The following is a 23,841-nucleotide window of genomic DNA, read 5'->3' on the forward strand; positions in this document are numbered from 1 at the left end:
GGGCTCTAGGACAGTGTTTTTAGGCTGTAAAATGCTAAATGTGCCCCCTATTTTGCCCCCAGTCACATGCGCTGCTCGAGCAATTGTGAATGCGCGCCATGGCGGTGATCCTCCGCAGTTATTGATCGGGTTCAGTGGTAACAACCCCTTTTGAAATTGGCAGGTTCGTCCACTTTGCAGATGCTTACTGACGGCCAGCCTACTGCTATTTACTGATGCATCTCCGTCACGGACATGGTGAACACCAACTTGGATCTGCCGGCATTGGAATAGGAGTGAGGTACATTGGTTTTGGCCACTGCCGAACTCCCCGCAGGTATGACCAGCTCTGTTTCCCCTACCACGCATTTCAGCGTGCCTCTCTCCACATGAAACAGCTCAAGCGTGCCCTGAGGATGCCCCTGTGAAGCGAAAGATTCGCCTGGGTGCATTTCCCAACGCCACAGCTCGATCATATTAGGACCGGACGTTCCCGCCAGAAGCCGCGCCGTTCCTCCCAGGTCCCCGGTCCAGAGCGTGGGGATGTCTTGACTGTCGATGATATGGGCGGATGGGGCTTCGGTCACATTGACGATGTCTGCAACGGACAGGCCAAGCGCGGCGGCGATTTTGCAAAGGATGCCGATACTGGGGTTCGCCGTACATTTCTCTATTTCGACGACCATTCCTTTGCTCACCCCTGAGCGGCGAGAAAGCTCATCCAACGTGATCTTCTGTACTTTGCGCGCCTGTTTGAGCGTGCGCGCAACGGCCAGGCTGACGGCTTGAGCGTCAGCACCAGGGGTAGTCGACAGGCTGGTATTCGTGGTCATTGATGAAGGTCATGAGAAAAAATGTGTGGGGATTCTCGGCCTTTACCAATCGCCCCGTCAATCTGCACACGCGTTATAGTAGATGATATTGGTCATTATATTGACTTTATTGGTCGTCGCTGACTAGCATGAAATGACATTTGGATTTCTGGAGGTTTTTGATGCTGTCCGTACTGCCGTTGATCGATCAAGCCGTTTCAGAATTGGCTCCGGAGTTCAGGGCCCTGAGCATTGTGGTGGACGCTGCGTCACTGACCCATCCTGAGGTTGCTCAGGCAGCCCTGGACCGTGCTTGCAAGGCTGTGCAGGAAGGTGGGCCAAGCTGGGGAGAAGCTCACCTGGCCGCATGGGCGGAGACATTCCGAAAGTTCGGCGCCAAGCCGCAGCGTACGCCCTGTTCAGCTGAGGCGCTGCGTAAACGGGTTTTACGTGACGGAAGCTTGCCTAGCCTGGATCCCATCGTCGATCTCTACAACGCAATCAGTATTGAGTACGCCATCCCGGTTGGCGGGGAAAACATTGAAGCCTATGTGGGTTCCCCTCGGCTCGTAGTCGCTGATGGCACTGAGCTTTTTGACACGATGAAAGAAGGTGCTCCTGCTTTCGAATATCCAGACCCCGGCGAGGTTGTATGGCGCGATGACAAAGGCGTGACCTGTCGTCGCTGGAATTGGCGGCAAGGTGTCAGGACCCGTCTCGGTGCTGACGCGAAGAGCATGTGGTTCATTCTGGAGAGTTTGCCGGCGATGCCGCTTGAAGCCTTGACGGAAGCGGGGGACAAACTCATCGAAGGGTTGCAGCAAATGATGCCAGGCGTCCAGATCGAAAGCTCACTGATTGGTCCTGGAGCCAAATAGTCCATAGACCACTGCAAGGAGTGATGACGATGTTTAACGGTCTTAGTGCATTTCCTCTGACCCCTATGGATGAGCAGGGTGTGGACGAAAATGCTTTTACTTGTCTTGTGCAGCAATTGGTGGCAGCTAAAGTAGATTCCATTGGGGCTCTAGGATCCACCGGAAGCTATGCGTATCTTTCTCGAGCCGAACGTTCTCGAGTTGCTCAGTTGGCAGTAGAGGCCGCGGAGGACGTGCCTGTGATGGTGAGCATCGGCGCGCTGCGTACACGCGACGTTTTGCTGCTGGCTGAGGATGCGCAAGCCGTAGGGGTCAAAGCCTTGCTGCTGCCACCCGTGTCATATCAAAAACTGACTCAGGACGATGTGTTCTCGATGTACGAAATGGTTTCGGCCAACGTCTCAACCCCGCTATGTGTCTATGACAATCCTGGTACCACTCATTTCGAATTTACCGATGAGTTACACGGGCGTATTGCAGAGCTACCCAATGTCAGCTCAATCAAAATCCCTGGCGTCCCCGAGGCGCCGCATCTGGCCAGGGAGCGCGTGGAGCGCCTGCGGAAATTGATTCCGAGTCACGTGACTATTGGAATAAGCGGCGATGCGTTTGCCGCTGTTGGAATGAATGCCGGTTGCGATGCCTGGTATTCGGTCATGGGCGGTTTGTTCCCCAATACGGCGCTCGCCATCACACGAGCAGCATTGTCAGGTGACACCTTTGAGGCTATGCGCCTCTCCGAATCCTTGAAGCCGCTTTGGGCATTGTTCAGCCAATTTGGCGGTAGCTTTCGCGTGATAGCCACTGCAGCGGAGCTACGCGGTATTACTCACTCTCCGAGCGTGCCTTTGCCGCTTAGAACCATCGAAGGGGAAGGACGCAAGCAAATTGCAGCGGTGATAGACGCGCTCGAATTGAGCTGAGCACTTCGGTGAACACTCTGCCTCATCACGGTTGAGGAGGCAGAAATCCAACTGCCTACAGTTTCAAAAACGTTGTGAAATGATCTTGGTGTCCCTCCAGGATTTCACTGGGTAGGATCGTGCCAACACTTCCTCGATGCTGCAGGCCATGAGAAAGCACATGAGCAAGGATTTGCTCCTTGGTCATATTGCCCGGTTTGCCATCCTTGAATATAAATGCCACCGGTTCAGACAGCTCTTTTGCAGTGACTGATTTTGTGTAGTCAACAAACCATTGATTTGCCTTTGTGAAAGCTTCTTCCAGCTGACAAATGTCTTGCTGCTGCTCAGTGACGACATCGTCAAATTCCTCCGGTTTTCCCTGCAGTCTGGCGATGAACAGTTGGTCCACGATATTGATGTGCCTGAGCCAATAACAGGCCTTCTCCATTTCCACAGGGAAGGACTGCGCAATGGGCGCTTTCAAACACCTGAATAACACATCCTCCGACCATGCCTTGTACTGATAAAGCGAGTGCAGAAGGTTTTTGGCACACATGATGTTCTCCCATTTTTTAAGCATTTTCGGCGCTGGTACAGCCCAGGAACTGGGATAAAGGGGGTTTCGTGTAACGGAACGGAATGCCGTTGGTGAGATATGATAGTCGATATATTGACTTTTATGGTCATTAACGTGAAGCTGGGTCAACGGCGATTAACGCCACCGCATTGAATTCCGCCGAAGCCCCAGCTTGCAGGTGGCCCGCTCGGAAATGGCTTGAGGGTGTCTTGGATCATGAAGTACGTCAGCACACGGACCCCTGGTAGAACATACGAATTCAGCGAGGTGCTGATGGGGTCGTACGCGCCTGACGGTGGCTTGTACGTGCCGCGCAAGGTTCCCCGCTTTAAAAAGGAGGAGCTCTCAAAGCTCGAATGGTTGCCCTTCCATGAATTGGCTCGCTACGTAATCGAGCCCTTTCTGGGGGGATGTATCGAGCAGGATCTGTTGTCTCGGATGCTTGAGGAGATTTTTGATTGTTTTAAAAGCAACGCAGTGACACCGCTGTACCAGACCGCAAGTAACGAGTGGATACTCGAATTGTTTCATGGGCCGTCAGGCGTCTACCAAGACGTTGGCCTTCAGTTGATGTCTCGCTTTATCGATCATGATTTACTCAGGTCTGGTAAGAAGGCGCTGATTATAGGTTGTACAGGTGGAGATACTGGCACCGCAGCAATAAAAGCATTTTCGGGAATGAAGGGCGTTACGTTGTTGGTATTGCATCCTTCCATGGGGTTAACGGCGGAGGATCGCATACGCTTACTGAGTACGCACGAAGATAATGTTGTGAATGTTGCGGTCGACGGAGACTATTCTGATTGTCATCGTTTGTGTGAGCAGTTCCTGAAACAAAGTAATAATGCACGGCAGCATCTTATTTCGTTCAACTCAGTGCACTGGGTTCGCGTACTTGCGCACCTCTCCTTCTATTTCTATTCTGCTCTTCAGCTCGGTGCGCCTAAAAGAGAGATTGCTTTCAGTGTCCCGACTGGAAATTTTGGCGCCCTATACGCTGGTTATATTGCCAAGCAAATGGGGCTGCCGATTCGACAGCTTATCGTTGCCACGAATGCTAACGCCGGACTGCATAACTTTCTCCAATCAAATCTGTACAGTCGAAATGAAATTCGTGCTACAAAAATTCCCACTATGAATGTTTCATTGGCCTCTAATTTTGAGCGCCTACAGTGGAGCATTTTAAATCGATGCGGAGAAAAAGTAGCTCGTAATATGCAGTTGCTAGAAGGCGAGGGAACTATTCAGTTAGCGCAGGATGAATGGTTGGAGGCACGCAAACTGTTTGACTCACTGGCTGTGGACGATGCAGACGCATTCAGTTGTATTCATGAGGTCTTTGCAGAGAGTGGATATCTGGTCAGTCCCAATACCGCCATCGGCTTGCGCGCTGCACGTGTAAGCAGACGCAGCTTGATGATCCCCATGATTTGCCTGGCAACCACACATCCGTCGAAAGTTGGCACTGCAACCCAAAAGTCAGAGATTGGTGGCCACCTAAATACAATTGGTGTTCCTGTAATTGCTGAACAAAACTGTACTTCAATTCCCAACGACGTCAGGTCGCTGATCTCACTGGTCAGGGCATTATCAAAAGACACGGAGTCTCACTCGTTATAAGTCCGGAGCCAGAGATGAAACGTGTTTTAGATAAAGTTGATGAAAAAATTTTGGAGGAGCTAACTCGCAATGCACGGTTGGCCCACAACGATATTGCCCTAAAAGTCAATTTGTCCAGGAACGCAGTCAGGCTGCGGATTGAGCGATTGGAGCGCGATGGGTATGTCCGAGGCTACACAATTATTAAAGGTATGCCTTCAGCTGATGCAGGACCCATTAATGCATTAATCTTCGTTTATCGTAAGGATCGTATGCGAGATTCAGAAGTTGTTCGCTCCGTTGGTGCAATGCCTGAAGTTATTTCCTGCAATGTGATGAGTGGCGACCTCGATATTGTACTGACGGTTCAGGCGATGAATGCAGATCGTATCCACAGGGTATGGAGTGAGATCTCGACGCTGCCGGGAGTCCTGAATACCGTGACATCTTTTGTGCTATCCAGCACAAAGTAGCAAGTTGTGCCGTTGTGCGAGCATTTTGCTCGTAACAACGTTCTGTTTGCCATATTCGTAAAGTTAAATTGGCGGATTACTATCTCAGCACCACAACATAACAATGAGAACCCTGTCGTGACTGAATACAAAATTGCGTTGCTTGGTTTTGGTGGTGTTAACCGCGCACTGACTCAGCTTATTGCCGATAAGAATTCGCGCTGGGCCTATGAGTTAGGTTTCACGTTGAAGATTGTCGGTGTCAGTGACCTTTACCTCGGTTCGATCATTAACAAAGACGGCCTGGACGCTCGTGAATTGGCAGCAGTGCCTGCTGCTAAAGGCAGTTTCAGAACCCTGGCCGGCGGGACTGCTGAGCCGGCAAACGAAACCGTTATCCGCTTCTCTGGCGCCGATATTGTCGCTGAGGCAACGTTCACCAATCCTGTGGATGGTGAACCGGCTACGACCTTCTGTCGCTGGGCGTTGGAGAAGGGCGTCAGTGTCGTGACCACCAACAAAGGGCCCGTGGCGCTGCATGCGCAAAGCTTGAAGACGCTGGCCGATAGCGCCGGTGCCTGCTTTGAATTTGAAGGTTCTGTCATGAGCGGAACCCCGGTTATCCGTTTGGCCAAGGAGTTACTGGCAGGCTCGGAAATCACCGGCTTCAAAGGGATCCTCAACGGCACGTCAAACTTTGTCCTCTCCAGTATGGAGACGGGGTTGGACTTCTCGAGTGCTGTCGCAAAAGCCCAGGAGTTGGGTTATGCCGAAGCCGATCCAACAGCGGATGTAGAAGGGCACGATGTGCGCTTGAAGGTCGTCATCCTCGCCAATGAACTACTGGGCGCAAAACTCAAACCAAGCGATGTCTTGTGCAAAGGGATCTCTGAAATCACGGCCAAGGATATCGCCGAGGCAACGAAAGTGAATGCCCGTTGGAAGCTGATTGGCAGTGCAGAGAAACGGAGCGATGGCTCGATTTCGGCCTCGGTGAGTCCACAGCTATTGCCATCGAGCGACGCACTCTCAGCAGTGAGCGGAGCCACCAACGCAATCACGTTCAGTACCGCCATTCTCGGTCCCGTCACCGTAGTGGGGGCAGGGGCAGGTCGTTTTGAAACCGCCTTCGCATTGCTCGCCGATATCGTGAGCATTCACAACCACAAAACCACTTCAGGTAAGTAATCATGAATAGCTTGAGTCTCTCGCTCGCTGCTGATTATAAGGCCATTACGGTGCTCAGCCCGTTTGACGGCAGCAAGGTGGGTGAAGTGGCAGACATACCTGCATCATCAGCCACCACAATAGTCGATACCGCTATTTCGGGTGCTTTGATTGCCAAGGATCTGCCGCGACATCAACGCGCGCGCATATTGGAAAAAGCCGCAGGCTCAGTCGAGCGTGACAAGGACTCCTTTGCCAAACTGATCGTCGCGGAGTCGGGAAAAACACTGAAGCAGGCGCGAAAGGAGGTGTTGCGCTGCGTCAACACCTTGAAGTTGTCTGCCGAAGAAGCCAAGCGTAATGCCGGTGAAGTCATCCCTTTTGATGCCTATGTCGGGTCTGAATCCCGTCAGGGCTGGTTCACCCGTGAAGCGTTGGGCGTAATCGTCGCCATCACGCCTTACAACGACCCGCTTAATCTGGTTGCGCATAAATTGGGACCTGCCATTGCGGGGGGAAATGCGGTTGTTCTCAAACCGTCTGAGCTCACACCGCTATCAGCGATCAAACTGGTGGAGTGCTTGATCGACGCGGGCCTGCCTCCGGTTGTCGTCACCGTCGCTACAGGCGGCGCCGCGCTGGGCAAGGCTCTGGTGGCCCACCGTGCGGTGCGCATGGTGTCGTTCACGGGCGGCTTTGTCACCGGTGAGCAGATCGCTCGCACAGCCGGCCTCAAGAAACTGGCGATGGACCTTGGCGGTAATGCACCGGTCATCGTGATGGCTGATTGTGATTTGGATGAAACAGTCGATTCATGCGTGTCGGGCGCCTTCTGGGCAGCTGGTCAAAACTGCATCGGTACTCAGCGGATCCTCATCGAGGCCCCACTCTACGAAGTCTTCAAAACGCGCTTTGTTGAACAGACCCGGCAGTTGATCGTCGGCAACCCTGCTGACGAGCAGACGGACGTGGGGCCGATGATTACCGAGGCGTCAGCCAAGGGTACCGAAGAGGTGGTCAATGACGCCATTGCCAAAGGCGCCACCTTGTTGTGTGGCAATACGCGTAATGGCTCGCTCTATTCACCGACCGTGCTGGAACGTGTCGACCGCCATTGCAAGTTGTGGTGCGAAGAAGTGTTCAGCCCGGTGGTCATCCTCCAGAGCGTTGCGTCCTTGGACGAGGCATTGACGCTGGCTAACGAACCTGAATACAGCCTGCATGCCGGGATCTTCACCAGTAATCTGAACGTTGCAATGACAGCGGCCAAACGACTGGAGGCGGGCGGGGTGATGATCAATGATTCTTCCGATTATCGCTTTGATGCAATGCCTTTCGGCGGTTTCAAGTACGGGAGCATGGGCCGTGAGGGCGTACGTTTCGCTTACGAAGACATGACGCAGCCCAAGGTCATTTGTATTAACGGTGTGAGTGGAAGCTAAACAGCTCGCTCGACTCAAGAATGAATCACACAACAATAAAGAGGAATCGATATGCGCCCCGATAAGCACAATCTTTCGACATTATCTGCAGCGACGCTGGCTGTTCATGGCGGGAATGTCGCGGATGTCACCAGTGGCGCCGTCCGTACGCCATTGGTCATGGCTAACTCCTATCTTCTGCCGGAAGATCCGGCGACCATGGACTGGTCGAGCCCGGATGGTCTCGTGTACACGCGCAATCAAGGCCATAACCAAGTCTGCCTCGAGAAGAAACTCGCCGCCCTTGAGGGGTGTGCAGATGCGGTGGTATTCGCGACCGGTGTCGCTGCCTTGCACTCGGTGTTTTTTTCATTCTTGAAAAGTGGCGACCACGTGATTGTCAGTGACATCACCTACCAGGCGGTCTGGCGGCTTTTCGCAGAACTACTGCCTGAACGTTACGGTATTGAAGCAACGTTTGTAGACGTCGGTGACCTGGAGTCGGTGCGTAAAGCTATTCGGCCCAATACCAAATTGATCCATACCGAAACGATCGCTAATCCCACCACCAAAGTTGCAGACATCGCCGCATTGGCTGAGATTGCACACGCGCACGGCGCGCTTATCTCTGTGGATGCCACGTTTACGCCCCCTCCATTTTTTCGTGCGAGTCAACACGGCGTCGACTTCGTCATTCACTCACTGACCAAGTACATCAATGGTCATGGTGATGCCATGGGCGGGGTGGTGGTCGGCTCCAATCCGTTGATCAACAAGATCAAGAATGATGCATTGGTTGACCTCGGCGCGACTATTTCGCCTTTCAACGCGTGGATGATCATGCGCGGTTCGGTCACGTTGCCACTGCGCTTGAAGCAATTGTTGAACACGGCCGAAAAGTTGGCTCAGTTTCTGGATGGAGACGATCGGATTGCCTATGTCTACTACCCCGGTTTGCCTTCCCACCCGCAGCACGAGTTGGCGCGCCGGCAATTTGCAGGCAAGGGATATGGGGCAGTGATGGCTTTTGCAGTAGAGGGCGATCCTGATACCCAGAATCGCTTTGTGTCGAATCTGCGCATCATCACATCGGCCGTTTCATTAGGGCATGACGAGTCGCTGATCGTGCACGTAGGCGCAGAAGGTCGGGGTGGCTTTGACAAGTACCCTGAAGAGTTCCGCCAGTATGGTCATTTGCGTTTTTCTGTTGGGCTGGAAGATCCAGATGACTTGATCAAGGATATTGCGTGCGCGCTGGATGCAACATTCAAGTGATTTGAATACAGGCGTCATGTAACCAGGGTTTGGTCAACCCGTCTTTACCCCCGTGCTCGCGGGGGTCTTTTTAATAAGGTTGGTGCGTTAGTTTTCTCTAGCGCGAACTATCTGTTTGCCTGTTGTTTGGGGGTTGCTCATGGCTTGGGTAAGTTTGATCATTGCAGGTCTGTTAGAAGTTGTCTGGGCTTTTTCGATGAAGCAATCCGAAGGGTTTACGCGGTTAGTGCCAACGGTAATTACATTCATCACCGTGATCGCCAGTTTTGCGCTGCTTTCGTTCTCGATGAAGAACTTGCCGCTGGGCACGGCGTATACCATCTGGACCGGCATCGGCGCGGTGGGCGCGTTTTCGGCGGGTATTTTCTTCATGGACGAACCCGCCACGCTATTGCGTATCGTGGCCGCCGTATTGATTGTCAGTGGACTGTTAATGATGAAATTGGTGTCTGCTTGAAAGGCGAGCATTTTGCTCGTGATAACGTTCAAATTGCCATATTCGTAAAGTCGCCGTACTCAGGTAACGTTCAAGTCGAGACGCAGGTCTCGCTAAATAATAACGAGCGTCATGGTTAATGCTGTCGGATGTTTACTGCCCTTAATCCAACTACAATATCTAGGGATGTAATTATGATTTCGCTAAAGAAGCTATGTTTAGTAATGGGCTTGGCGTTGTGCACAAGTGCAGTGTCTGCCAAAGAATACTCCACCTTGCGTTTCGGCGTAGATGCCAATTACGCGCCGTTTGAGTCCAAGGCCGCCGATGGCAGCCTCAAGGGATTTGATATTGACTTGGGCAACGCGATTTGCGCTAAGCTTTCAGTCAAATGCATCTGGGTGGAAAGCGATTTTGATGGCCTGATTCCAGGCCTCAGGGCCGGCAAGTTCGACGGTATCCTGTCATCCATGACCGTGACGGCCACTCGTGAAAAAGCCATAGATTTTTCAAGCGAGCTTTTTTCCGGGTTCACGTCCTATGTGTTCAAGAAAGGTTCGGGCCTGAGCACAGATGTGGCGTCACTCAAAGGCAAAACGGTTGGCTATTTTCAAGGCAGTATCCAGGAAGCCTACGCCAAGGCCGTGCTGGACAAAGCCGGTGTAAAAATCCAGTCCTATCAGAACCAGGACCAGGTGTATTACGACCTGGTAGCGGGGCGGCTGGATGCATCCCTGCAGGATGCGCTTCAAGCTCAACTGGGTTTTATCAACTCACCCCAGGGCACTGATTACGAAATGAGCCCATCGGTAGAGAGCCCTTATCTTCCCTCCAAGACAGCCATCGGCATCGCTAAGGGCAATGCAGAGCTCAAGGCCTTGCTGGATAAAGCGATCCAGGCCCTGCACGACGATGGCACCTATGATTCGATCCAGAAGCAGCACTTTGGCGATCTGAATCTTTACAGCGGTAAATAACCACCCGGCGCTCGTCCGCTGGATGGGCGTTTTTCGCTATAGGTTGTTGATCATGTTCGAAACACTATTAGGCGCATTGGGGCTGTCTGCATTCAGCTTGCAAGGCTTCGGCCCACTGCTGCTCGAAGGCGCCTGGATGACCGTCAAGCTGTCCCTATCCTCCCTGGCACTTAGCGTATTGCTCGGGCTGATTGGGGCCAGCGCCAAACTTTCCAGCCTCAAGCTGCTGCGCTTGCCGGCGCAGCTCTACACCACGCTGATTCGTGGGGTGCCCGATCTGGTTCTGATGCTGTTGATTTTCTACAGCCTGCAAACTTGGCTGACGGTCATCACGGTGAGGTTGGGCTGGGAGTACATCGAAATCAATCCCTTCGTCGCAGGAATCATCACCCTTGGGTTTATCTACGGGGCCTATTTCACCGAAACCTTCCGCGGCGCCATGCTGGCAGTACCCCGTGGCCAGGTTGAAGCCGCTACCGCCTATGGGTTAAGTCGCGCTCAGCGTTTTCGCTTCGTGGTGTTCCCGCAAATGATGCGGTTCGCCTTGCCGGGTCTTGGCAATAACTGGATGGTGATTCTCAAAGCCACCGCATTGGTGTCGATCATCGGTCTGGCTGATTTGGTAAAGGCTGCCCAGGACGCAGGAAAAAGCACCTATCAATTGTTCTTTTTCCTGGTGCTGGCTGCACTGACCTACCTGCTCATCACCAGTGTTTCCAATTTCGCCCTGCGCTGCCTGGAAAAACACTACGCCGCGGGTTCACGGGAGGCGGTGCGATGATCGAACTACTGCAGGAGTACTGGAGGTCATTCGTCTACAGCGATGGCCAGCAAATTACCGGTCTGGCCATGACGTTGTGGTTGCTCAGTGCATCGCTCTTCATCGGCTTTATCGTGTCGATTCCATTGTCCATCGCTCGTGTCTCGCCCCGGTTTTACGTGCGCTGGCCGGTGCAGTTCTACACCTACCTGTTCAGGGGCACACCGCTCTATATCCAGCTGCTGATCTGCTACACCGGGATCTATAGCCTGGCCGCAATACGTGCTCAGCCTGTGTTGGATGCATTCTTTCGTGATGCGATGAACTGCACCATTCTTGCCTTCGCGCTGAACACCTGCGCCTACACCACGGAGATCTTTGCCGGGGCCATTCGCAACATCGCTCATGGCGAAGTCGAGGCGGCAAAAGCATATGGCCTCTCGGGATGGAAACTCTATGCGTTTGTGATCATGCCGTCAGCCTTGCGTCGCTCGCTGCCTTATTACAGCAACGAAGTGATCTTGATGCTGCACTCAACCACGGTGGCATTCACCGCCACGGTGCCGGACATTCTCAAAGTTGCCCGTGACGCGAACTCGGCGACCTTTTTAACCTTTCAATCGTTTGGGATTGCGGCACTGATTTACCTGACGGTCACTTTTGCGTTGGTCGGATTGTTCCGAATTGCCGAACGTCATTGGCTGGCCTTTTTAGGGCCGACTCACTGAGCCCTGTATCTGACAGGGCCGCTCCCAACCCGCTTAGAGGATGATTGCGAACATGTACAAATTGACGGTTGACGGACTACACAAGAGTTACGGTACCCATGAAGTACTCAAGGGTGTTTCCCTGCACGCCAAAACGGGCGATGTCATAAGCCTGATCGGCGCGAGCGGTTCGGGAAAGAGTACATTCCTGCGCTGTATCAATTTTCTCGAAACACCCAACGACGGTGCCATGAGTTTGGATGGCAAACCAATTTGCATGGTTAAAAATCATGCTGGATTACGTGTGGCGGATGACCGCGAGCTGCAACGACTGCGTACCCGCTTGGCCATGGTCTTCCAGCATTTCAACCTGTGGGGACACATGACCGTGTTGGAAAACATCACCATTGCCCCGCGTCGGGTGCTAGGCGTCAGCAAAAAAGATGCAGAAGACCGTGCGCGGCGGTACTTGGATAAAGTCGGCTTGCCTGCCCGTGTTGCCGATCAGTTCCCTGCGTTTCTTTCCGGTGGTCAACAGCAGCGGGTAGCGATCGCCCGCGCCCTCGCCATGGAGCCCGAAGTCATGCTGTTCGACGAACCCACCTCGGCGCTTGACCCTGAGGTGGTGGGTGAGGTGCTCAAAGTCATCCAGGGGCTTGCTGAAGAGGGGCGCACCATGATCATGGTGACCCATGAAATGGGGTTTGCACGCAAAGTGTCGAACCAACTGCTGTTCCTTCATCAAGGACTGGTTGAAGAGCAGGGCGGACCTGAAATTCTGGATAACCCCAGAAGCGAGCGCCTGCAGCAGTTTCTGTCCAACGGGCTTAAGTGAAATGCCTTGGCTATGACCAGCAGAACAAAGAACCACGCGGCCCATGAGGGGTTGGGACGCATCGACGCGGCCATCGTCGACGTACTGCGCCGCAATGGACGCATCACCTATAAAAAACTCGCCTCACTGGTGCACTTGAGCGAGAGCCCTTGTCAGCAACGCGTTCGCAAGCTGGAGAGGCTGGGCGTCATCCGCGGTTACGGGGCATTTATTGACGAGCGCAAGCTATTACCCGGTTTATCACTGGTGGTTCTAGTGACACTGGCTGAGGGCAGGGGATGCAGCACGCAAAAGGTATTTGAGGCGCTTGTCAGTGCTTGCCCGCAAGTCATTGAGCGTCACCTGGTGAGTGGTGCGCTTGATTACTGCCTCCGAATACGCTGCCGGGATATGGAGCATTTCCGATCAGTCACTGAATCATGGCTGGAGAGCACTGAACTGCACCTCGAGAAACTGGTGGCCTATCCTCAGCTGGCCGTCATCAAGCCTTCATCGACGCACCTTGGTATCGAATAGCAATTACAACACTTCACGCCTAGAGATAAACCATGATGATTGCGAACCTGAAGTTCAGTCATAAGGTATTGCTTGCGGCATCATTCGTTGTTGTCGCAGCGCTTGCGCTTTTTACGCTTTACAACGACTCGATTCAGCGCAAAACCATTCGCTCGAACCTTGAAAACCACCTAGAGGAAATGAGCAAGATCACGGCTGCAAGCGTTCAGTCCTGGCTATCTGGGCGGGTACTTCTAATAGATCATGTTGCCCAGACGGTTGCCAATGATCCCGCGTCGCAAAACATCACGCGGCTGCTGGAGCAGAGGTCGTTGCTATCGACGTTTACCTTCACTTATCTAGGCAGTCGTAACGGTAGTTTTGTCATCCGGCCAAAGGACGATCTACCTGCTGATTACGATCCTCGCACCCGGCCTTGGTATACCGACGCAATGGCTGCAGGAGGGACAACGCTGACTGAGCCCTACCTCGATGTGACGACAGGGCAACTGATGATGACCATTGCAACGCCGGTCAGTCAGGACAGCCAGCCCCTCGGAGTGGTAGGCGGGGATCTTACACTGGAGACGCTGGCGACCATTGTCAGCTCGCTCGACCTAGATGGAATTGGCTATGCCTTTCTGGTCAACGCAGATGGCAGGGTGTTGGTTCATCCAGAAAAAGAACGGGTGATGAAGCAATTGAGCGATATTTACCCCCTGAACACGCCATCACTTAGATCCCATATCAGCGAGACGGAGCAGGACGGAAAACCTCAAATTTTGATGTTCTCGCCGATCAAGGGACTGCCTTCGGTGAACTGGTATATCGGTTTGTCCATCGACAAAAGCAAAGCTTATGCGGCACTTGATGATTTTCGCACTTCCGCCATTTTGTCGATGGTTATTGCCGTTGCGACCACGCTGCTTTTGCTGGGCTTGCTTATTCGCGTACTGATGCGGCCCCTGAGGTTGATAGGTACAACCATGCGGGATATTGCCCAGGGAGAGGGCGACCTTACCCGCCGCTTGAGTGCGCATTCGAAAGATGAGTTCGGAGAACTGGCCGCAGACTTCAACTTTTTCGTGGAACGTATTCAGCACTCAATACGTGAAGTGTCTTCTGCTACCGAGCATGTCAATGAAGTGGCCAAGCGTGTAATGCAGACCTCTAGTGCGTCAATGTCGAACTCGGACGACCAGGCCAATCGCACCAACAGTATTGCGGCCGCGATTAACGAACTCGGCGCGGCGGCCCAGGAAATCGCGCGTAACGCGGGTGACGCTTCCCTTCAGGCGTCGGATGCCCGGTGCCAGGCTGAAGATGGCCGCGAGGTGGTGACCCAAACGATAAATGCCATGGGCGCGCTCTCTGGGAAAATCCGCACGTCATGCAGCAACATAGAGGCGCTGAATGGCAAGACCGAAAATATCGGTCGAATTCTTGAAGTCATCAAGGGCATTTCCGAACAGACCAACCTGCTGGCACTCAATGCCGCGATCGAGGCCGCGCGGGCGGGTGAAGCCGGGCGTGGGTTTGCTGTTGTAGCTGACGAAGTTCGCAGCCTGGCTTACCGCACGCAGACGTCAGCCCAAGAGATCCATACAATGATTGCAGAGCTTCAGATGGGCGCACGTGAGGCGGTACTCACCATGAACGAAAGCGAGCGTTACAGTAAGGACGGCGTGATTATCGCCAACCAGGCCGGTGAACGGCTGGGCAGCGTCAGTCAGCGCATCGGCGAGATTGACGGAATCAACCAGTCGGTGGCGACAGCAACTGAAGAGCAAACTTCGGTCATCGGTTCACTGAACATCGACATCACCGAGATCAAAAACCTCAACCAGGAAGGGGTGGAAAACCTGCAGGCCACACTGCTTGCTTGTGACGATCTTGAACGACAAGCCACACGACTCAAGCAACTGGTGGATGGCTTTCGAATTTAGGCCATCCCTACAAGAGCAGGCATTGAATCACGCGCGTGAGAACAGCAGCTTAAAACCTGCTGCGCCAAAGACCAATGCAAGGGTGCCTTCAATCCATCGGCGCGCCCTGCGATAACCCCGAATCATCGGTGCCGTGGAGAACACGATCGCATAACCGCAGAAAATAGAAATACTCAACACAGCACAGCCAGCCAGGATGATCATAACTGTTTCAGGTGTCGCTTGTGGTCCCAGGCCGAGCGTCATCGTGGCGATCCAACCCAGTAATGCCTTTGGGTTGGTCAGGTGCATAAGCAAGCCCCGTTGGTAGAGGCCAAAACCCGAGATAGGCGGTGCTGTGGACAGCGTTTTCTCGATTTTCTCGTCAGGTGTCAGGGCAGAACGTCCCGCTTTCAGGGCTAGGAACAGCAAGTATGCTCCGCCGACGATCTTGAGCACGAAGAGTGCCTCTGCGAACTGAAGCAGAATGGCCGAGACGCCTGTGGCCGCCATCGATCCCCAAAAAAAAGAACCACTGATCACTCCGGCTGCAAGCATCAGCGCAGGTTTTCTGCCTTGGTGCATGGCAACGCCCATGATCCGCATATTGCTGGGCCCGGGGCTTGCCGCTCCAACAATGTAGGCGGTAAAAACGAGTAGAAGGTGGTGGAAATCAAATGACATCAGTCGACCCTCGAGCTGCTTGTAATAGCTCGCAGCTTAAGTGTTCATAAGCTATTCGTCATTGGGTTCTTTAGCTGAATTTTCTGGCTTATTTGATTCTCATCTCATGGGACTGGATCGCTCTCAATGGGATGTTTTCCATCGCCAACTTCCTGTAGTCCTACGCCGAGTTTGCCCCTGCCATTCCCGTCATCAGCGTGTGATTCTTCGAGATTTGGGCTGCTAGACCTTAGACTGGGGGCATCCTTTTCGAACCATCCAAAGCATGCCCTCAGATATGCCCCCAATGTAGCAATGCACTGGAGGTGGATGGATCTCCATGGTCTATGAAAAGGCAGAAATGATCAGCCGCACAGCCTGCCCAGCGACGCCTAGAGACTTTCAGGATCGCCAAAAAACATCTGAATCCGCGACCGCAACCAACGCTCCCCCGGATCATTATCCTGCGATCCACGCCACGCCATATGCAGCTCAAACGTACGCGTCGGTAGCGGCGGATCCTCCGCCCGCACGCCGCCGGCAGCCGTCAGTGCATCAGCGGTGTAATCCGGCACGGTCGCAACAATGTCAGTGCCCGCGAGTAATGTGCTCAAGCCATTGAACTGCGGCACAGCCAGTACCACGTGGCGTTTGCGGCCGAGTTTTTCCAGCTCTTCATCGATGAAGCCACTGAGGTCGCCGGCGAACGACACCAGCGCATGCGGACGTGCGCAATAGTCATCCAGGCTCAGCGGCCCCGGCACGGTGTCGGCGCGCAGCAGTTTCGGCTGGCTGCGCCGTAGCACCTTGCGCTTGGCGTTGGCCGGCAGGTCGGTGGTGTAGCTGACGCCGATGGAGATTTCGCCGGAGGCCAGCAGGCCCGGCATCAATATGTAGTTGACGCGACGCACGACGAGGACGATGCCCGGTGCTTCGGCGCGCAGGCGTTTGAGCAGCATCGGCAGCAGGGCGAATTCGACGTCGTCGGACAGGCCGATGCGAAACACCGAAGTGCTGGTGGCCGGGTCGAATTCCGCCGCGCGGCTGACAGCCGTTGAAATCGAGTCGAGCGCCGGGGAGAGCAGGGCGAAGATTTCCACCGCGCGGGCGGACGGTTCCATGCTGCGTCCGGTGCGCACGAACAACGGGTCATCGAACAGGCTGCGCAGGCGCGAGAGCGCCGCACTGATCGCCGGCTGGCCAAGAAACAGCTTCTCGGCGGCGCGGGTCACGCTGCGTTCGTGCATCAACGTTTCGAATACGATCAACAGGTTCAGGTCGACACGACGCAGGTCATTACGATTCATCTGGAGTCCTGGCAGAGTCATCAAGCTTGACGAGAGCGACCATATGAGAACAATGGCCGGCATGAATATTACGGGGAAAGGCTGGTACTCTGCACCGCTAAATTCAGCTTTACCGGGCCGGTTGCGGTATTTTTTCATCGATTTTGCCAATGCCGTTCATACTGCGGAATCAATGACAGGCATGTCGACTATTAATAGCCACTGATAGTCTTGGGTCAAAAGCCCAGATAGAGTTCAGGGCATTAGAGGTTACTTTGACGAGGTTTGCGATGTCCCGCACGATCCGTTTTCACAAGTTTGGTCCGGCCGAGGTGCTCAAATGCGAAGAGCATGCGGCCGCTCAGCCAGGTCCTGGCGAAGTGCAGGTGCGTGTCGAGGCGATCGGCATCAGCTGGTACGACATTCTCTGGCGTCAGAACCTGGCCTCGTCCCAGGCACGCCTGCCGTCCGGTCTCGGCCATGAAATGGCCGGTGTGGTGACCGCCGTCGGTGACGGTGTGGACGATCTGTCGGTGGGCGACAAGGTGGCGAGTTTTCCGGCCGAAAGCCCGAACGACTACCCGGTGTATGGCGAGCAGATCGTGCTGCCACGCACCGCGCTGACCCGCTATCCGGATGTGCTCAGCCCGGTCGAAGCCAGCGTGCATTACACACCGCTGTTGATCGCCTATTTCGCTTATGCCGATCTGGCGCGGGTCAAACCCGGGCAGTTTGCCCTGGTCACTGATGCCAGCCACTGCGCCGGTCCTTCCTTTGTCCAGCTGGGCAAGGCCATGGGTGTACGGGTGATTGCCGCGACGAAAACCGCAGAGGAACGTGAATACCTGCTGTCCCTGGGCGCCGAGAAAGTCATTGTTACCGAGGAAGAAGATCTGTTGATGCGAATCAACAAGATCACTGACAACCGTGGTGTCGATGTGGTGTTCGACGGTCTTGGTGGTCCGCAGATGTCGTTGCTCGGCGATGTGCTCGCACCGCGTGGCAGCCTCGTTCTGTATGGCCTGCAAGGCGGGAACCAGACACCTTTCCCGGCCTGCGCGGCGTTCCAGAAGAACATCCAGTTCTTCGTGCACTGTATCGGTAATTTCACCGGTAAACCAGAGTTGGGCATTGTTCAGGATCACGTCGCCTTGCAACGTGCCCTGCGTGATATCAATCAGTTGACGGCTGACCGCGTGCTGCTGCCACTCAAGACTCGGGTCTTCCCGTTCAACGATTTCGTCGAAGCACACCGCTATATGGACGAATGCCCATGCCGTGAACGGGTCGCCCTGCAGGTCGAACCCGCGTAATTCCCTCCGAACAGAGTCCGTGACCCCCACGGACTCTTGCGTTTTACCCCTCGCAAATAATCAGACATACCGAGCATGGTGCGTGGCCGGTTGTACATCTGAACCGGTTTTTGTCTGCCATCTGTATCTTCTAATCGTCATATAAGCCCTGATAATTGAATGATTACTTTCATCTCAAGGAATGAGCCATGTCTGTGCATTCTGTTTTCCGTTGCGCGTTTAATATGTTCTCTCGTGGGCGATATACCGATTTCTGTTTAATGGCCGTAGGTTATTTCCTATTGTCGTTCTGCTTTTCTTGTACTCAATATTCGTGGGACGCTGTAAGAAGTTTCCTCAGATATTTTTGTGCCCGGAAAAACTCAATGGTGGCGGGGGTTTGCGTCACCTAGGGTGGTGGCTCTACCGACTTCTTCGCGTCAAGTGTTTCAAATAACTACAAAACCATAAGTGTTAGTATTTGATCGTCTATTACTTATTGATGAATTTATTGCGCCAGCGTCATCGCTGATGCGCGATATGAATTTTTTACGCCGGGTAAAGTACTGATGAGCACGATCCATGATCAGGCAATGAACTATGTCTACCAGCAGGTATTGCAGCGTCTGTTGAGTTTCTTTTCGAGAGCCGAACGGACAGCGCTGCAATTGCTGATTCAACGGCTGGTGGTCGCCGCCGGAGGAATGGAGCGCATGGGTGACTACAAGGTCATGGTGACACCGTCCGGTACCCGTGACAGTTGCTACACCCTGGCGCTGCTGCGCGCCGCGCAGCTGAGTATCGCCGGCCGCGCACCGGCCACTTTTCAGTTGCGTGTGGCCATGTTGCGCAGGAGCGAATCGGGGGCGGCATCCAGCAATATGCACCGCAGTTTCGCTGCCCTGTTCCTGTATGACGACCCGCGTGTCGAGTTGCTGATGGTGGATCATCGTCACGTGTTGCCATTCGATCACCTGGCGCCACCTGACAAGGACAGTACGCAAGCCAATCGCACCAACCTGCTGATGATGGGGCATCGACGGGCCAGGGACGAGAAGCTCGAGTTGTGGGACGACGCCTGCCTGGCCTGGGCGGAGTTTTGCGGGCAGATCGCTCGCTGGGGCAACGGTGTTGATGCCTGGGTGGCGAGTGAGTCGCTGCGACGCCAGAAACAATTCATCGACAACCTCGATCATGCGGTGCAAAAGGCAGGCATCGGTGCGCTACCGCCCAATACCGGGACATTCGATGAATTGTTCGCCCTGCTCGACGGGCTGGGAGGGGACTTGTACCGCGGTTTTTACGCCGAAGCCGAACGGTTGTGCTGGCGTCCCGAGGACAGTTTCGAGTCCTGCCGTCGCACCACGTTTGTCGACATTCACGACATGGCGGTGGGCAACCTGGAAGAGCGCTGGCCGCTGCTCAGCGAGTTTCTCGGGTTCCAGGCCGAGGAATGGGTGTTCCACCAGGGCGGGGGCGAATACGCCGACCCATTGATCGAGGCCCATTTGCGCGGGCTGGAGGCCGAGTTCGTCGATGGCCGCAGCTATGAAGCCGGGTTTTCGCAACATGTTCAGCACATGCTGGTGACGATGCAGCAGCAACGGGTTCCGGAAGCGGTATGCGAGCAGATGATTGCCCGATTGGGACAGCCACCCGCGCTTGATGAGCTGCGCGAGTCGGCGGCGAACTGCATTCAAACAACGTACGGCTTGAATGAAACCCAATGGGTCTGCCTGTTGTTCTCGCCTTTTATCAACCGTGGAGCCAGCCTCGAACGGTTCCTGCGCAGCTGTCATCCCGGCATGTTGGTGGCGATGCCCGATCTGCATAGGGCCATGCAGGGGCTGCACGGCCCGGAGCAAGTGCTGCAATGGATGACGGATGTCAGTGGATTGCCGGTCAGGCTGATCTGTCGTCTCTACGCCATGGAGTCATTGCCGGTGCGCGGGGCAGGTCTGCACGCAACGGATACCGCACTGCAAACTGCAGGACCTGATGGTATCGACGCCAGCATGGGTGACCGGTCAGCGGAACGTTGAGGTGAGCGATCAATTTTTCCCCGCATCGGTGTCAATGGTATTGGGCTCATGAAAGCAGTGCGGGAGTCGGGTTTCGCTTATCAGGCCGTCTATCGCTACTTGATACGACTGATCGCGGATTCGGCCGAAGCAGGCAACCTCAGGCTGCCGTCACTGCGGCAGTTGGCAGATCGCCTGAACGTATCGATCTCGACCATTCAATACGCGTATTCGCTGCTGGAGAAAGAAGGGCGGGTCTATTCCGTCGCCAAGTCCGGGTACTACGCCCAAGCGGTTGCGGGGCTGACACCTCAGGCCGTTGGCAACGATCTGCTTGAGGCGCTCTACGTCAATGCGCGACGCCCGGGGATGCGCTTGTTGAGCGCAGAAGACCCGGTTTCAGTGCAATCGCTGGACAGTCCATTGCTGTTGCTGGAACGCGAACTGCTGCGTCAGTACCCCCGCAAGCCGCCGTTGCTCGATCAGCCCTGCGGTGAGCTGGAGTTGCGCGCCGTCCTCGCGGCTCGTTACACCACCTCGCCGAGACAGTGCTGGCACGCCGAGGATGTCTATATCGGCGCGGATTTGCGCGGAGTACTGGAGATCCTGGTGGCTGTTCTGCAGCTCAAACACGCCACCATTCTGGTCGAGTCGCCCTGTGACTGGGTGATATTGCGATTGCTGCAGGCGGCAGAGGTGCGGGTGATCGAACTGCCGTTGCAGGCCTGTGGAGGGCTGGAACCGCAACGCCTGGAAGCACTGCTCAACACTGAAAACGTACGGTTGATTCTGCTGTCTTCGGGCTTGTCCATGCCGCGCGGTACGCAGGCTCCTGCGGAAAACCGCAACATCATCGCCAGCATGCTTGCCGAACATGGCACCTGGGTGCTGGAGAACGATTGCTATGGCGAGCTTGGCGAGATCATGGGCGACGAGCGTTTGCGTGATCGGCTGGATCCTGACCGGCTGTTGATCTTCTCAACGTTCGAGAAAACCATCGGCATCGAGGCACCTTACGGGTTCGTACTGTCGCGCCAATGGAAAAGCGAACTGTTGCGGCATTTTCTGATGCGCTCGTTCCGACTGTCACCCATCCGCCAGAAGGCGATTGCCCGACTGTACGCAAACGGTCGGGTTGATCAGCATCTGAATGTGCTGCGCCGGCTGCTCAAGGAGCGTCGAACCCCGATGATCCACTTGCTGCGCGAGCGCTTGGGTGATGCGCTGCAGGTTGTCGAGCCGCAGGGCGGTGCGACGGTCTGGGTGCGGGCGCTGCGTCCGGTGGAGATGCGCGATGTGTTTCAGCGCCTGCTCAGGCAACAGGTATTGATCGCGCCGGGCGAACTGTTCAGCTTGCAGGGATTGCACCGTCGTCATCTGCGCCTGAACCTGCTGGATCATGGCGAAACCGGGTTGGCCGTAGCGATCGCCTTGTTGGCTGATGCACTGCGGCTGGCACCGCTTGAATGAACGTTGAAATCTGTCGGATAGATCCCGTCGCGCTGCGGTCAAACTGCCAGTAAACTGCGCTGTATTTCCTGAACCACTCTATTTCAGAGGTTTTGCATGACTATCAGTCCTTTTGCGGGCAAACCGGCACCGGCAGAATTGTTGGTCGATATCCCGCGACTGGTAACGGCTTATTACACCGGCCAACCGGACGCTTCGATTTCCACCCAGCGTGTGGCGTTTGGTACTTCCGGTCACCGCGGCAGCTCTTTCGATCTGAGTTTCAATGAATGGCACGTTCTGGCAATCAGCCAGGCGATCTGCCTGTACCGCGAAGCCCAGGGCATCGATGGCCCGTTGTTCGTCGGTATCGACACCCATGCGCTGTCGACCCCGGCCGGCGCCAGTGCGCTGGAGGTGCTTGCGGCCAATGGCGTGACCGTCATGATCGCCGAAGGTGACGAATACACGCCGACACCTGCGGTTTCACATGCAATTCTCTGCTACAACCGTGGCCGCACCTCGGGCCTGGCCGATGGCATCGTGATTACGCCGTCGCACAACCCGCCACAAAGCGGGGGTTACAAATACAACCCTACCAACGGCGGCCCGGCCGATACCCACATCACCAAGTGGATCGAAGCCAAGGCCAACGAACTGCTGGCCAACAAACTGGCAGGTGTCAAACGCATCAGCTACGAGCAGGCGCTCAAGGCCAGTACCACCCACCGTCATGACTATCTGAACACTTACGTCGCTGACCTGATCAATGTGATCGACTTCGATGCCATCCGTGATGCCAAGCTGCGTCTGGGCGTAGACCCGTTGGGCGGAGCAGGGGTGCGCTACTGGTCGGCGATTGCCGAGCATTACCGTCTCGATCTGGATGTGGTGAACAAGCAGGTCGATCCGACTTTCCGCTTCATGACGGTCGACTGGGATGGACAGATTCGCATGGACCCGTCGTCCAGCCATGCCATGCAAGGTTTGATCGGCCTCAAGGAACGTTACGACGTGGCCTTCGCCTGCGACCCGGATCACGATCGTCATGGCATCGTCACTCCGTCGGGTGGTCTGCTGGCACCGAACAACTATCTGGCGGTGTCCATCGACTATCTGTTCCAGAACCGTCCGCAATGGCGCGCCGCCGCCGCCGTGGGTAAAACCGTGGTCAGCAGTGGCCTGATCGATCGCGTGGCCAAGCGCCTGGGACGTCGTCTGTACGAAGTGCCGGTCGGTTTCAAATGGTTTGCCGATGGCCTGTTCGATGGCTCGCTGGGTTTTGGTGGCGAGGAGAGTGCTGGCGCTTCGTTCCTGCGCAAGGATGGCGGCGTCTGGAGCACCGACAAGGACGGTCTGATTCCGGCGTTGCTGGCGGCCGAAATGACCGCTCGTACCGGCCGTGATCCAAGCCAGGCCTATCGCGCCCTGACCGATGAACTCGGCGAACCGTTCTCGGTGCGCGTCGATGCCAAGGCCAACCCTGAGCAGAAAGCCCTGCTGAGCAAGCTGTCGCCTGAGCAAGTGACGTCGACCGAGCTGGCAGGCGAGAAGATTCAGAGCATTCTCAGCCATGCGCCGGGCAACGATCAGGCCATTGGTGGTCTGAAGGTGATGACCGAAAACGGCTGGTTCGCCGCGCGACCTTCGGGCACCGAAGACATCTACAAGATCTACGCCGAAAGCTTCATTGGCGACGACCACCTCAAGCAACTGGTGGCTGAAGCGCAAACCCTGGTGGATGGTGCTATTTCTACGAAATAGTACTAATCACCGAAAAACTGTGGCGAGGGAGCTTGCTCCCGCTCGGCTGCGAAGCAGTCGCAAAAACAGGGACGCTTCGCGCCCCGGCGGGAGCAAGCTCCCTCGCCACAAGGTTGGCGGCCGTTAAATCACGTGTAAAAAGGGTGACCCAATTGGTCACCCTTTT

At 55.0% G+C, this 23,841-nt stretch carries 22 protein-coding genes; 18 read left to right on the top strand and 4 right to left on the bottom strand.

What is annotated here, in order from left to right:
• Positions 1 to 209 precede the first annotated feature (209 nt).
• Positions 210 to 812, bottom strand: a complete 603-nt coding sequence (locus tag ABV589_RS00600; protein ID WP_367084455.1) for a helix-turn-helix domain-containing protein — start codon at positions 810 to 812, stop codon at positions 210 to 212.
• A gap of 161 nt (positions 813 to 973) precedes the next feature.
• On the opposite strand from ABV589_RS00600, the gene ABV589_RS00605 reads away from it, so the two are divergent.
• Together ABV589_RS00605 and ABV589_RS00610 are read left to right on the top strand one after the other, a co-directional pair.
• Complete coding sequence (locus tag ABV589_RS00605; protein WP_367084456.1) at positions 974 to 1,669, top strand: B3/4 domain-containing protein; 696 nt, start codon at positions 974 to 976, stop codon at positions 1,667 to 1,669.
• Between the two features lie 29 nt (positions 1,670 to 1,698).
• Positions 1,699 to 2,592, top strand: a complete 894-nt coding sequence (locus ABV589_RS00610) for a dihydrodipicolinate synthase family protein (protein WP_367084457.1) — start codon at positions 1,699 to 1,701, stop codon at positions 2,590 to 2,592.
• A 55-nt stretch (positions 2,593 to 2,647) separates the two neighbouring features.
• On the opposite strand, the gene ABV589_RS00615 is transcribed toward ABV589_RS00610, so the two are convergent.
• Positions 2,648 to 3,130, bottom strand: coding sequence for a DinB family protein (locus tag ABV589_RS00615; protein WP_367084458.1), 483 nt, complete (start codon positions 3,128 to 3,130; stop codon positions 2,648 to 2,650).
• 237 nt (positions 3,131 to 3,367) lie between these two features.
• Here ABV589_RS00615 and thrC point away from each other — a divergent pair, with 237 nt between their 5' ends.
• The 12 genes from thrC (at position 3,368) to ABV589_RS00675 (ending at position 15,221) form a co-directional block, all read left to right on the top strand.
• Complete coding sequence (gene thrC, locus ABV589_RS00620; RefSeq protein WP_367084459.1) at positions 3,368 to 4,771, top strand: threonine synthase; 1,404 nt, start codon at positions 3,368 to 3,370, stop codon at positions 4,769 to 4,771.
• 14 nt (positions 4,772 to 4,785) lie between these two features.
• Positions 4,786 to 5,223 (top strand): Lrp/AsnC family transcriptional regulator, encoded by a 438-nt coding sequence (locus tag ABV589_RS00625; RefSeq protein WP_027606629.1) that lies wholly within the window; start codon positions 4,786 to 4,788, stop codon positions 5,221 to 5,223.
• 117 nt (positions 5,224 to 5,340) lie between these two features.
• Positions 5,341 to 6,390 (top strand): homoserine dehydrogenase, encoded by a 1,050-nt coding sequence (locus ABV589_RS00630; RefSeq protein WP_367084460.1) that lies wholly within the window; start codon positions 5,341 to 5,343, stop codon positions 6,388 to 6,390.
• A 2-nt stretch (positions 6,391 to 6,392) separates the two neighbouring features.
• On the top strand, positions 6,393 to 7,811 hold the full coding sequence (locus ABV589_RS00635; protein ID WP_367084461.1) for an aldehyde dehydrogenase family protein: 1,419 nt from the start codon (positions 6,393 to 6,395) through the stop codon (positions 7,809 to 7,811).
• A 51-nt stretch (positions 7,812 to 7,862) separates the two neighbouring features.
• Positions 7,863 to 9,065, top strand: coding sequence for an aminotransferase class I/II-fold pyridoxal phosphate-dependent enzyme (locus ABV589_RS00640; protein ID WP_367084462.1), 1,203 nt, complete (start codon positions 7,863 to 7,865; stop codon positions 9,063 to 9,065).
• Between the two features lie 139 nt (positions 9,066 to 9,204).
• On the top strand, positions 9,205 to 9,522 hold the full coding sequence (locus tag ABV589_RS00645) for a multidrug efflux SMR transporter (RefSeq protein WP_367084463.1): 318 nt from the start codon (positions 9,205 to 9,207) through the stop codon (positions 9,520 to 9,522).
• Between the two features lie 173 nt (positions 9,523 to 9,695).
• Positions 9,696 to 10,478: a transporter substrate-binding domain-containing protein gene (locus ABV589_RS00650; RefSeq protein WP_367084464.1), complete on the top strand. Its 783-nt coding sequence runs from the start codon at positions 9,696 to 9,698 to the stop codon at positions 10,476 to 10,478.
• A 52-nt stretch (positions 10,479 to 10,530) separates the two neighbouring features.
• Positions 10,531 to 11,259, top strand: coding sequence for an ABC transporter permease subunit (locus tag ABV589_RS00655; protein WP_367084465.1), 729 nt, complete (start codon positions 10,531 to 10,533; stop codon positions 11,257 to 11,259).
• Positions 11,256 to 11,966, top strand: a complete 711-nt coding sequence (locus ABV589_RS00660) for an ABC transporter permease (protein WP_367084466.1) — start codon at positions 11,256 to 11,258, stop codon at positions 11,964 to 11,966. Before ABV589_RS00655 ends, ABV589_RS00660 begins: the two co-directional genes overlap by 4 nt.
• A 52-nt stretch (positions 11,967 to 12,018) precedes the next feature.
• Positions 12,019 to 12,780 carry an ABC transporter ATP-binding protein gene (locus ABV589_RS00665; protein ID WP_161548977.1) on the top strand — a complete coding sequence of 254 codons (762 nt, stop codon included), beginning with the start codon at positions 12,019 to 12,021 and terminating at the stop codon, positions 12,778 to 12,780.
• Positions 12,781 to 12,792: 12 nt separating this feature from the next.
• Complete coding sequence (locus ABV589_RS00670; RefSeq protein WP_367086235.1) at positions 12,793 to 13,296, top strand: Lrp/AsnC family transcriptional regulator; 504 nt, start codon at positions 12,793 to 12,795, stop codon at positions 13,294 to 13,296.
• 35 nt (positions 13,297 to 13,331) lie between these two features.
• A complete protein-coding gene (locus ABV589_RS00675) occupies positions 13,332 to 15,221 on the top strand; it encodes a methyl-accepting chemotaxis protein (protein ID WP_367086236.1) in 1,890 nt (629 codons plus the stop codon).
• Positions 15,222 to 15,248: 27 nt separating this feature from the next.
• On the opposite strand, the gene ABV589_RS00680 is transcribed toward ABV589_RS00675, so the two are convergent.
• The gene (locus tag ABV589_RS00680; RefSeq protein WP_367084467.1) at positions 15,249 to 15,884 is read right to left on the bottom strand and encodes a LysE family translocator; all 636 of its coding nucleotides are present in this window, start codon (positions 15,882 to 15,884) and stop codon (positions 15,249 to 15,251) included.
• Positions 15,885 to 16,255: 371 nt separating this feature from the next.
• On the bottom strand, positions 16,256 to 17,170 hold the full coding sequence (locus tag ABV589_RS00685; RefSeq protein WP_027612769.1) for a LysR family transcriptional regulator: 915 nt from the start codon (positions 17,168 to 17,170) through the stop codon (positions 16,256 to 16,258).
• Positions 17,171 to 17,439: 269 nt separating this feature from the next.
• On the opposite strand from ABV589_RS00685, the gene ABV589_RS00690 reads away from it, so the two are divergent.
• The 4 genes from ABV589_RS00690 to pgm all read left to right on the top strand — a co-directional run bounded on the left by ABV589_RS00690 (position 17,440) and on the right by pgm (position 23,675).
• Positions 17,440 to 18,462 carry a zinc-dependent alcohol dehydrogenase family protein gene (locus ABV589_RS00690; RefSeq protein WP_007963541.1) on the top strand — a complete coding sequence of 341 codons (1,023 nt, stop codon included), beginning with the start codon at positions 17,440 to 17,442 and terminating at the stop codon, positions 18,460 to 18,462.
• Between the two features lie 548 nt (positions 18,463 to 19,010).
• Complete coding sequence (locus ABV589_RS00695; protein ID WP_367084468.1) at positions 19,011 to 20,483, top strand: hypothetical protein; 1,473 nt, start codon at positions 19,011 to 19,013, stop codon at positions 20,481 to 20,483.
• Positions 20,484 to 20,531: 48 nt separating this feature from the next.
• The gene (locus ABV589_RS00700; protein ID WP_367084469.1) at positions 20,532 to 21,932 is read left to right on the top strand and encodes a PLP-dependent aminotransferase family protein; all 1,401 of its coding nucleotides are present in this window, start codon (positions 20,532 to 20,534) and stop codon (positions 21,930 to 21,932) included.
• Positions 21,933 to 22,028: 96 nt separating this feature from the next.
• Positions 22,029 to 23,675 (top strand): phosphoglucomutase (alpha-D-glucose-1,6-bisphosphate-dependent), encoded by a 1,647-nt coding sequence (gene pgm / locus ABV589_RS00705; RefSeq protein WP_367084470.1) that lies wholly within the window; start codon positions 22,029 to 22,031, stop codon positions 23,673 to 23,675.
• Positions 23,676 to 23,841: the final 166 nt, after the last annotated feature.

The organism is Pseudomonas sp. HOU2 (genome assembly GCF_040729435.1).
In the GTDB taxonomy this organism is placed as follows: Bacteria; Pseudomonadota; Gammaproteobacteria; order Pseudomonadales; family Pseudomonadaceae; genus Aquipseudomonas.

Excerpts from the sequence above, each read along its gene's own strand:
- ABV589_RS00600 (WP_367084455.1), bottom strand. The coding sequence starts at position 812 with ATGACCACGAATACCAGCCTGTCGACTACCCCTGGTGCTGACGCTCAA.
- ABV589_RS00605 (WP_367084456.1), top strand. The coding sequence starts at position 974 with ATGCTGTCCGTACTGCCGTTGATCGATCAAGCCGTTTCAGAATTGGCT.
- ABV589_RS00610 (WP_367084457.1), top strand. The coding sequence starts at position 1,699 with ATGTTTAACGGTCTTAGTGCATTTCCTCTGACCCCTATGGATGAGCAG.
- ABV589_RS00615 (WP_367084458.1), bottom strand. The coding sequence starts at position 3,130 with ATGTGTGCCAAAAACCTTCTGCACTCGCTTTATCAGTACAAGGCATGG.
- thrC (WP_367084459.1), top strand. The coding sequence starts at position 3,368 with ATGAAGTACGTCAGCACACGGACCCCTGGTAGAACATACGAATTCAGC.
- ABV589_RS00625 (WP_027606629.1), top strand. The coding sequence starts at position 4,786 with ATGAAACGTGTTTTAGATAAAGTTGATGAAAAAATTTTGGAGGAGCTA.
- ABV589_RS00635 (WP_367084461.1), top strand. The coding sequence starts at position 6,393 with ATGAATAGCTTGAGTCTCTCGCTCGCTGCTGATTATAAGGCCATTACG.
- ABV589_RS00640 (WP_367084462.1), top strand. The coding sequence starts at position 7,863 with ATGCGCCCCGATAAGCACAATCTTTCGACATTATCTGCAGCGACGCTG.
- ABV589_RS00645 (WP_367084463.1), top strand. The coding sequence starts at position 9,205 with ATGGCTTGGGTAAGTTTGATCATTGCAGGTCTGTTAGAAGTTGTCTGG.
- ABV589_RS00650 (WP_367084464.1), top strand. The coding sequence starts at position 9,696 with ATGATTTCGCTAAAGAAGCTATGTTTAGTAATGGGCTTGGCGTTGTGC.
- ABV589_RS00655 (WP_367084465.1), top strand. The coding sequence starts at position 10,531 with ATGTTCGAAACACTATTAGGCGCATTGGGGCTGTCTGCATTCAGCTTG.
- ABV589_RS00660 (WP_367084466.1), top strand. The coding sequence starts at position 11,256 with ATGATCGAACTACTGCAGGAGTACTGGAGGTCATTCGTCTACAGCGAT.
- ABV589_RS00665 (WP_161548977.1), top strand. The coding sequence starts at position 12,019 with ATGTACAAATTGACGGTTGACGGACTACACAAGAGTTACGGTACCCAT.
- ABV589_RS00670 (WP_367086235.1), top strand. The coding sequence starts at position 12,793 with ATGACCAGCAGAACAAAGAACCACGCGGCCCATGAGGGGTTGGGACGC.
- ABV589_RS00675 (WP_367086236.1), top strand. The coding sequence starts at position 13,332 with ATGATTGCGAACCTGAAGTTCAGTCATAAGGTATTGCTTGCGGCATCA.
- ABV589_RS00680 (WP_367084467.1), bottom strand. The coding sequence starts at position 15,884 with ATGTCATTTGATTTCCACCACCTTCTACTCGTTTTTACCGCCTACATT.
- ABV589_RS00685 (WP_027612769.1), bottom strand. The coding sequence starts at position 17,170 with ATGAATCGTAATGACCTGCGTCGTGTCGACCTGAACCTGTTGATCGTA.
- ABV589_RS00690 (WP_007963541.1), top strand. The coding sequence starts at position 17,440 with ATGTCCCGCACGATCCGTTTTCACAAGTTTGGTCCGGCCGAGGTGCTC.
- ABV589_RS00695 (WP_367084468.1), top strand. The coding sequence starts at position 19,011 with ATGAGCACGATCCATGATCAGGCAATGAACTATGTCTACCAGCAGGTA.
- ABV589_RS00700 (WP_367084469.1), top strand. The coding sequence starts at position 20,532 with ATGAAAGCAGTGCGGGAGTCGGGTTTCGCTTATCAGGCCGTCTATCGC.
- pgm (WP_367084470.1), top strand. The coding sequence starts at position 22,029 with ATGACTATCAGTCCTTTTGCGGGCAAACCGGCACCGGCAGAATTGTTG.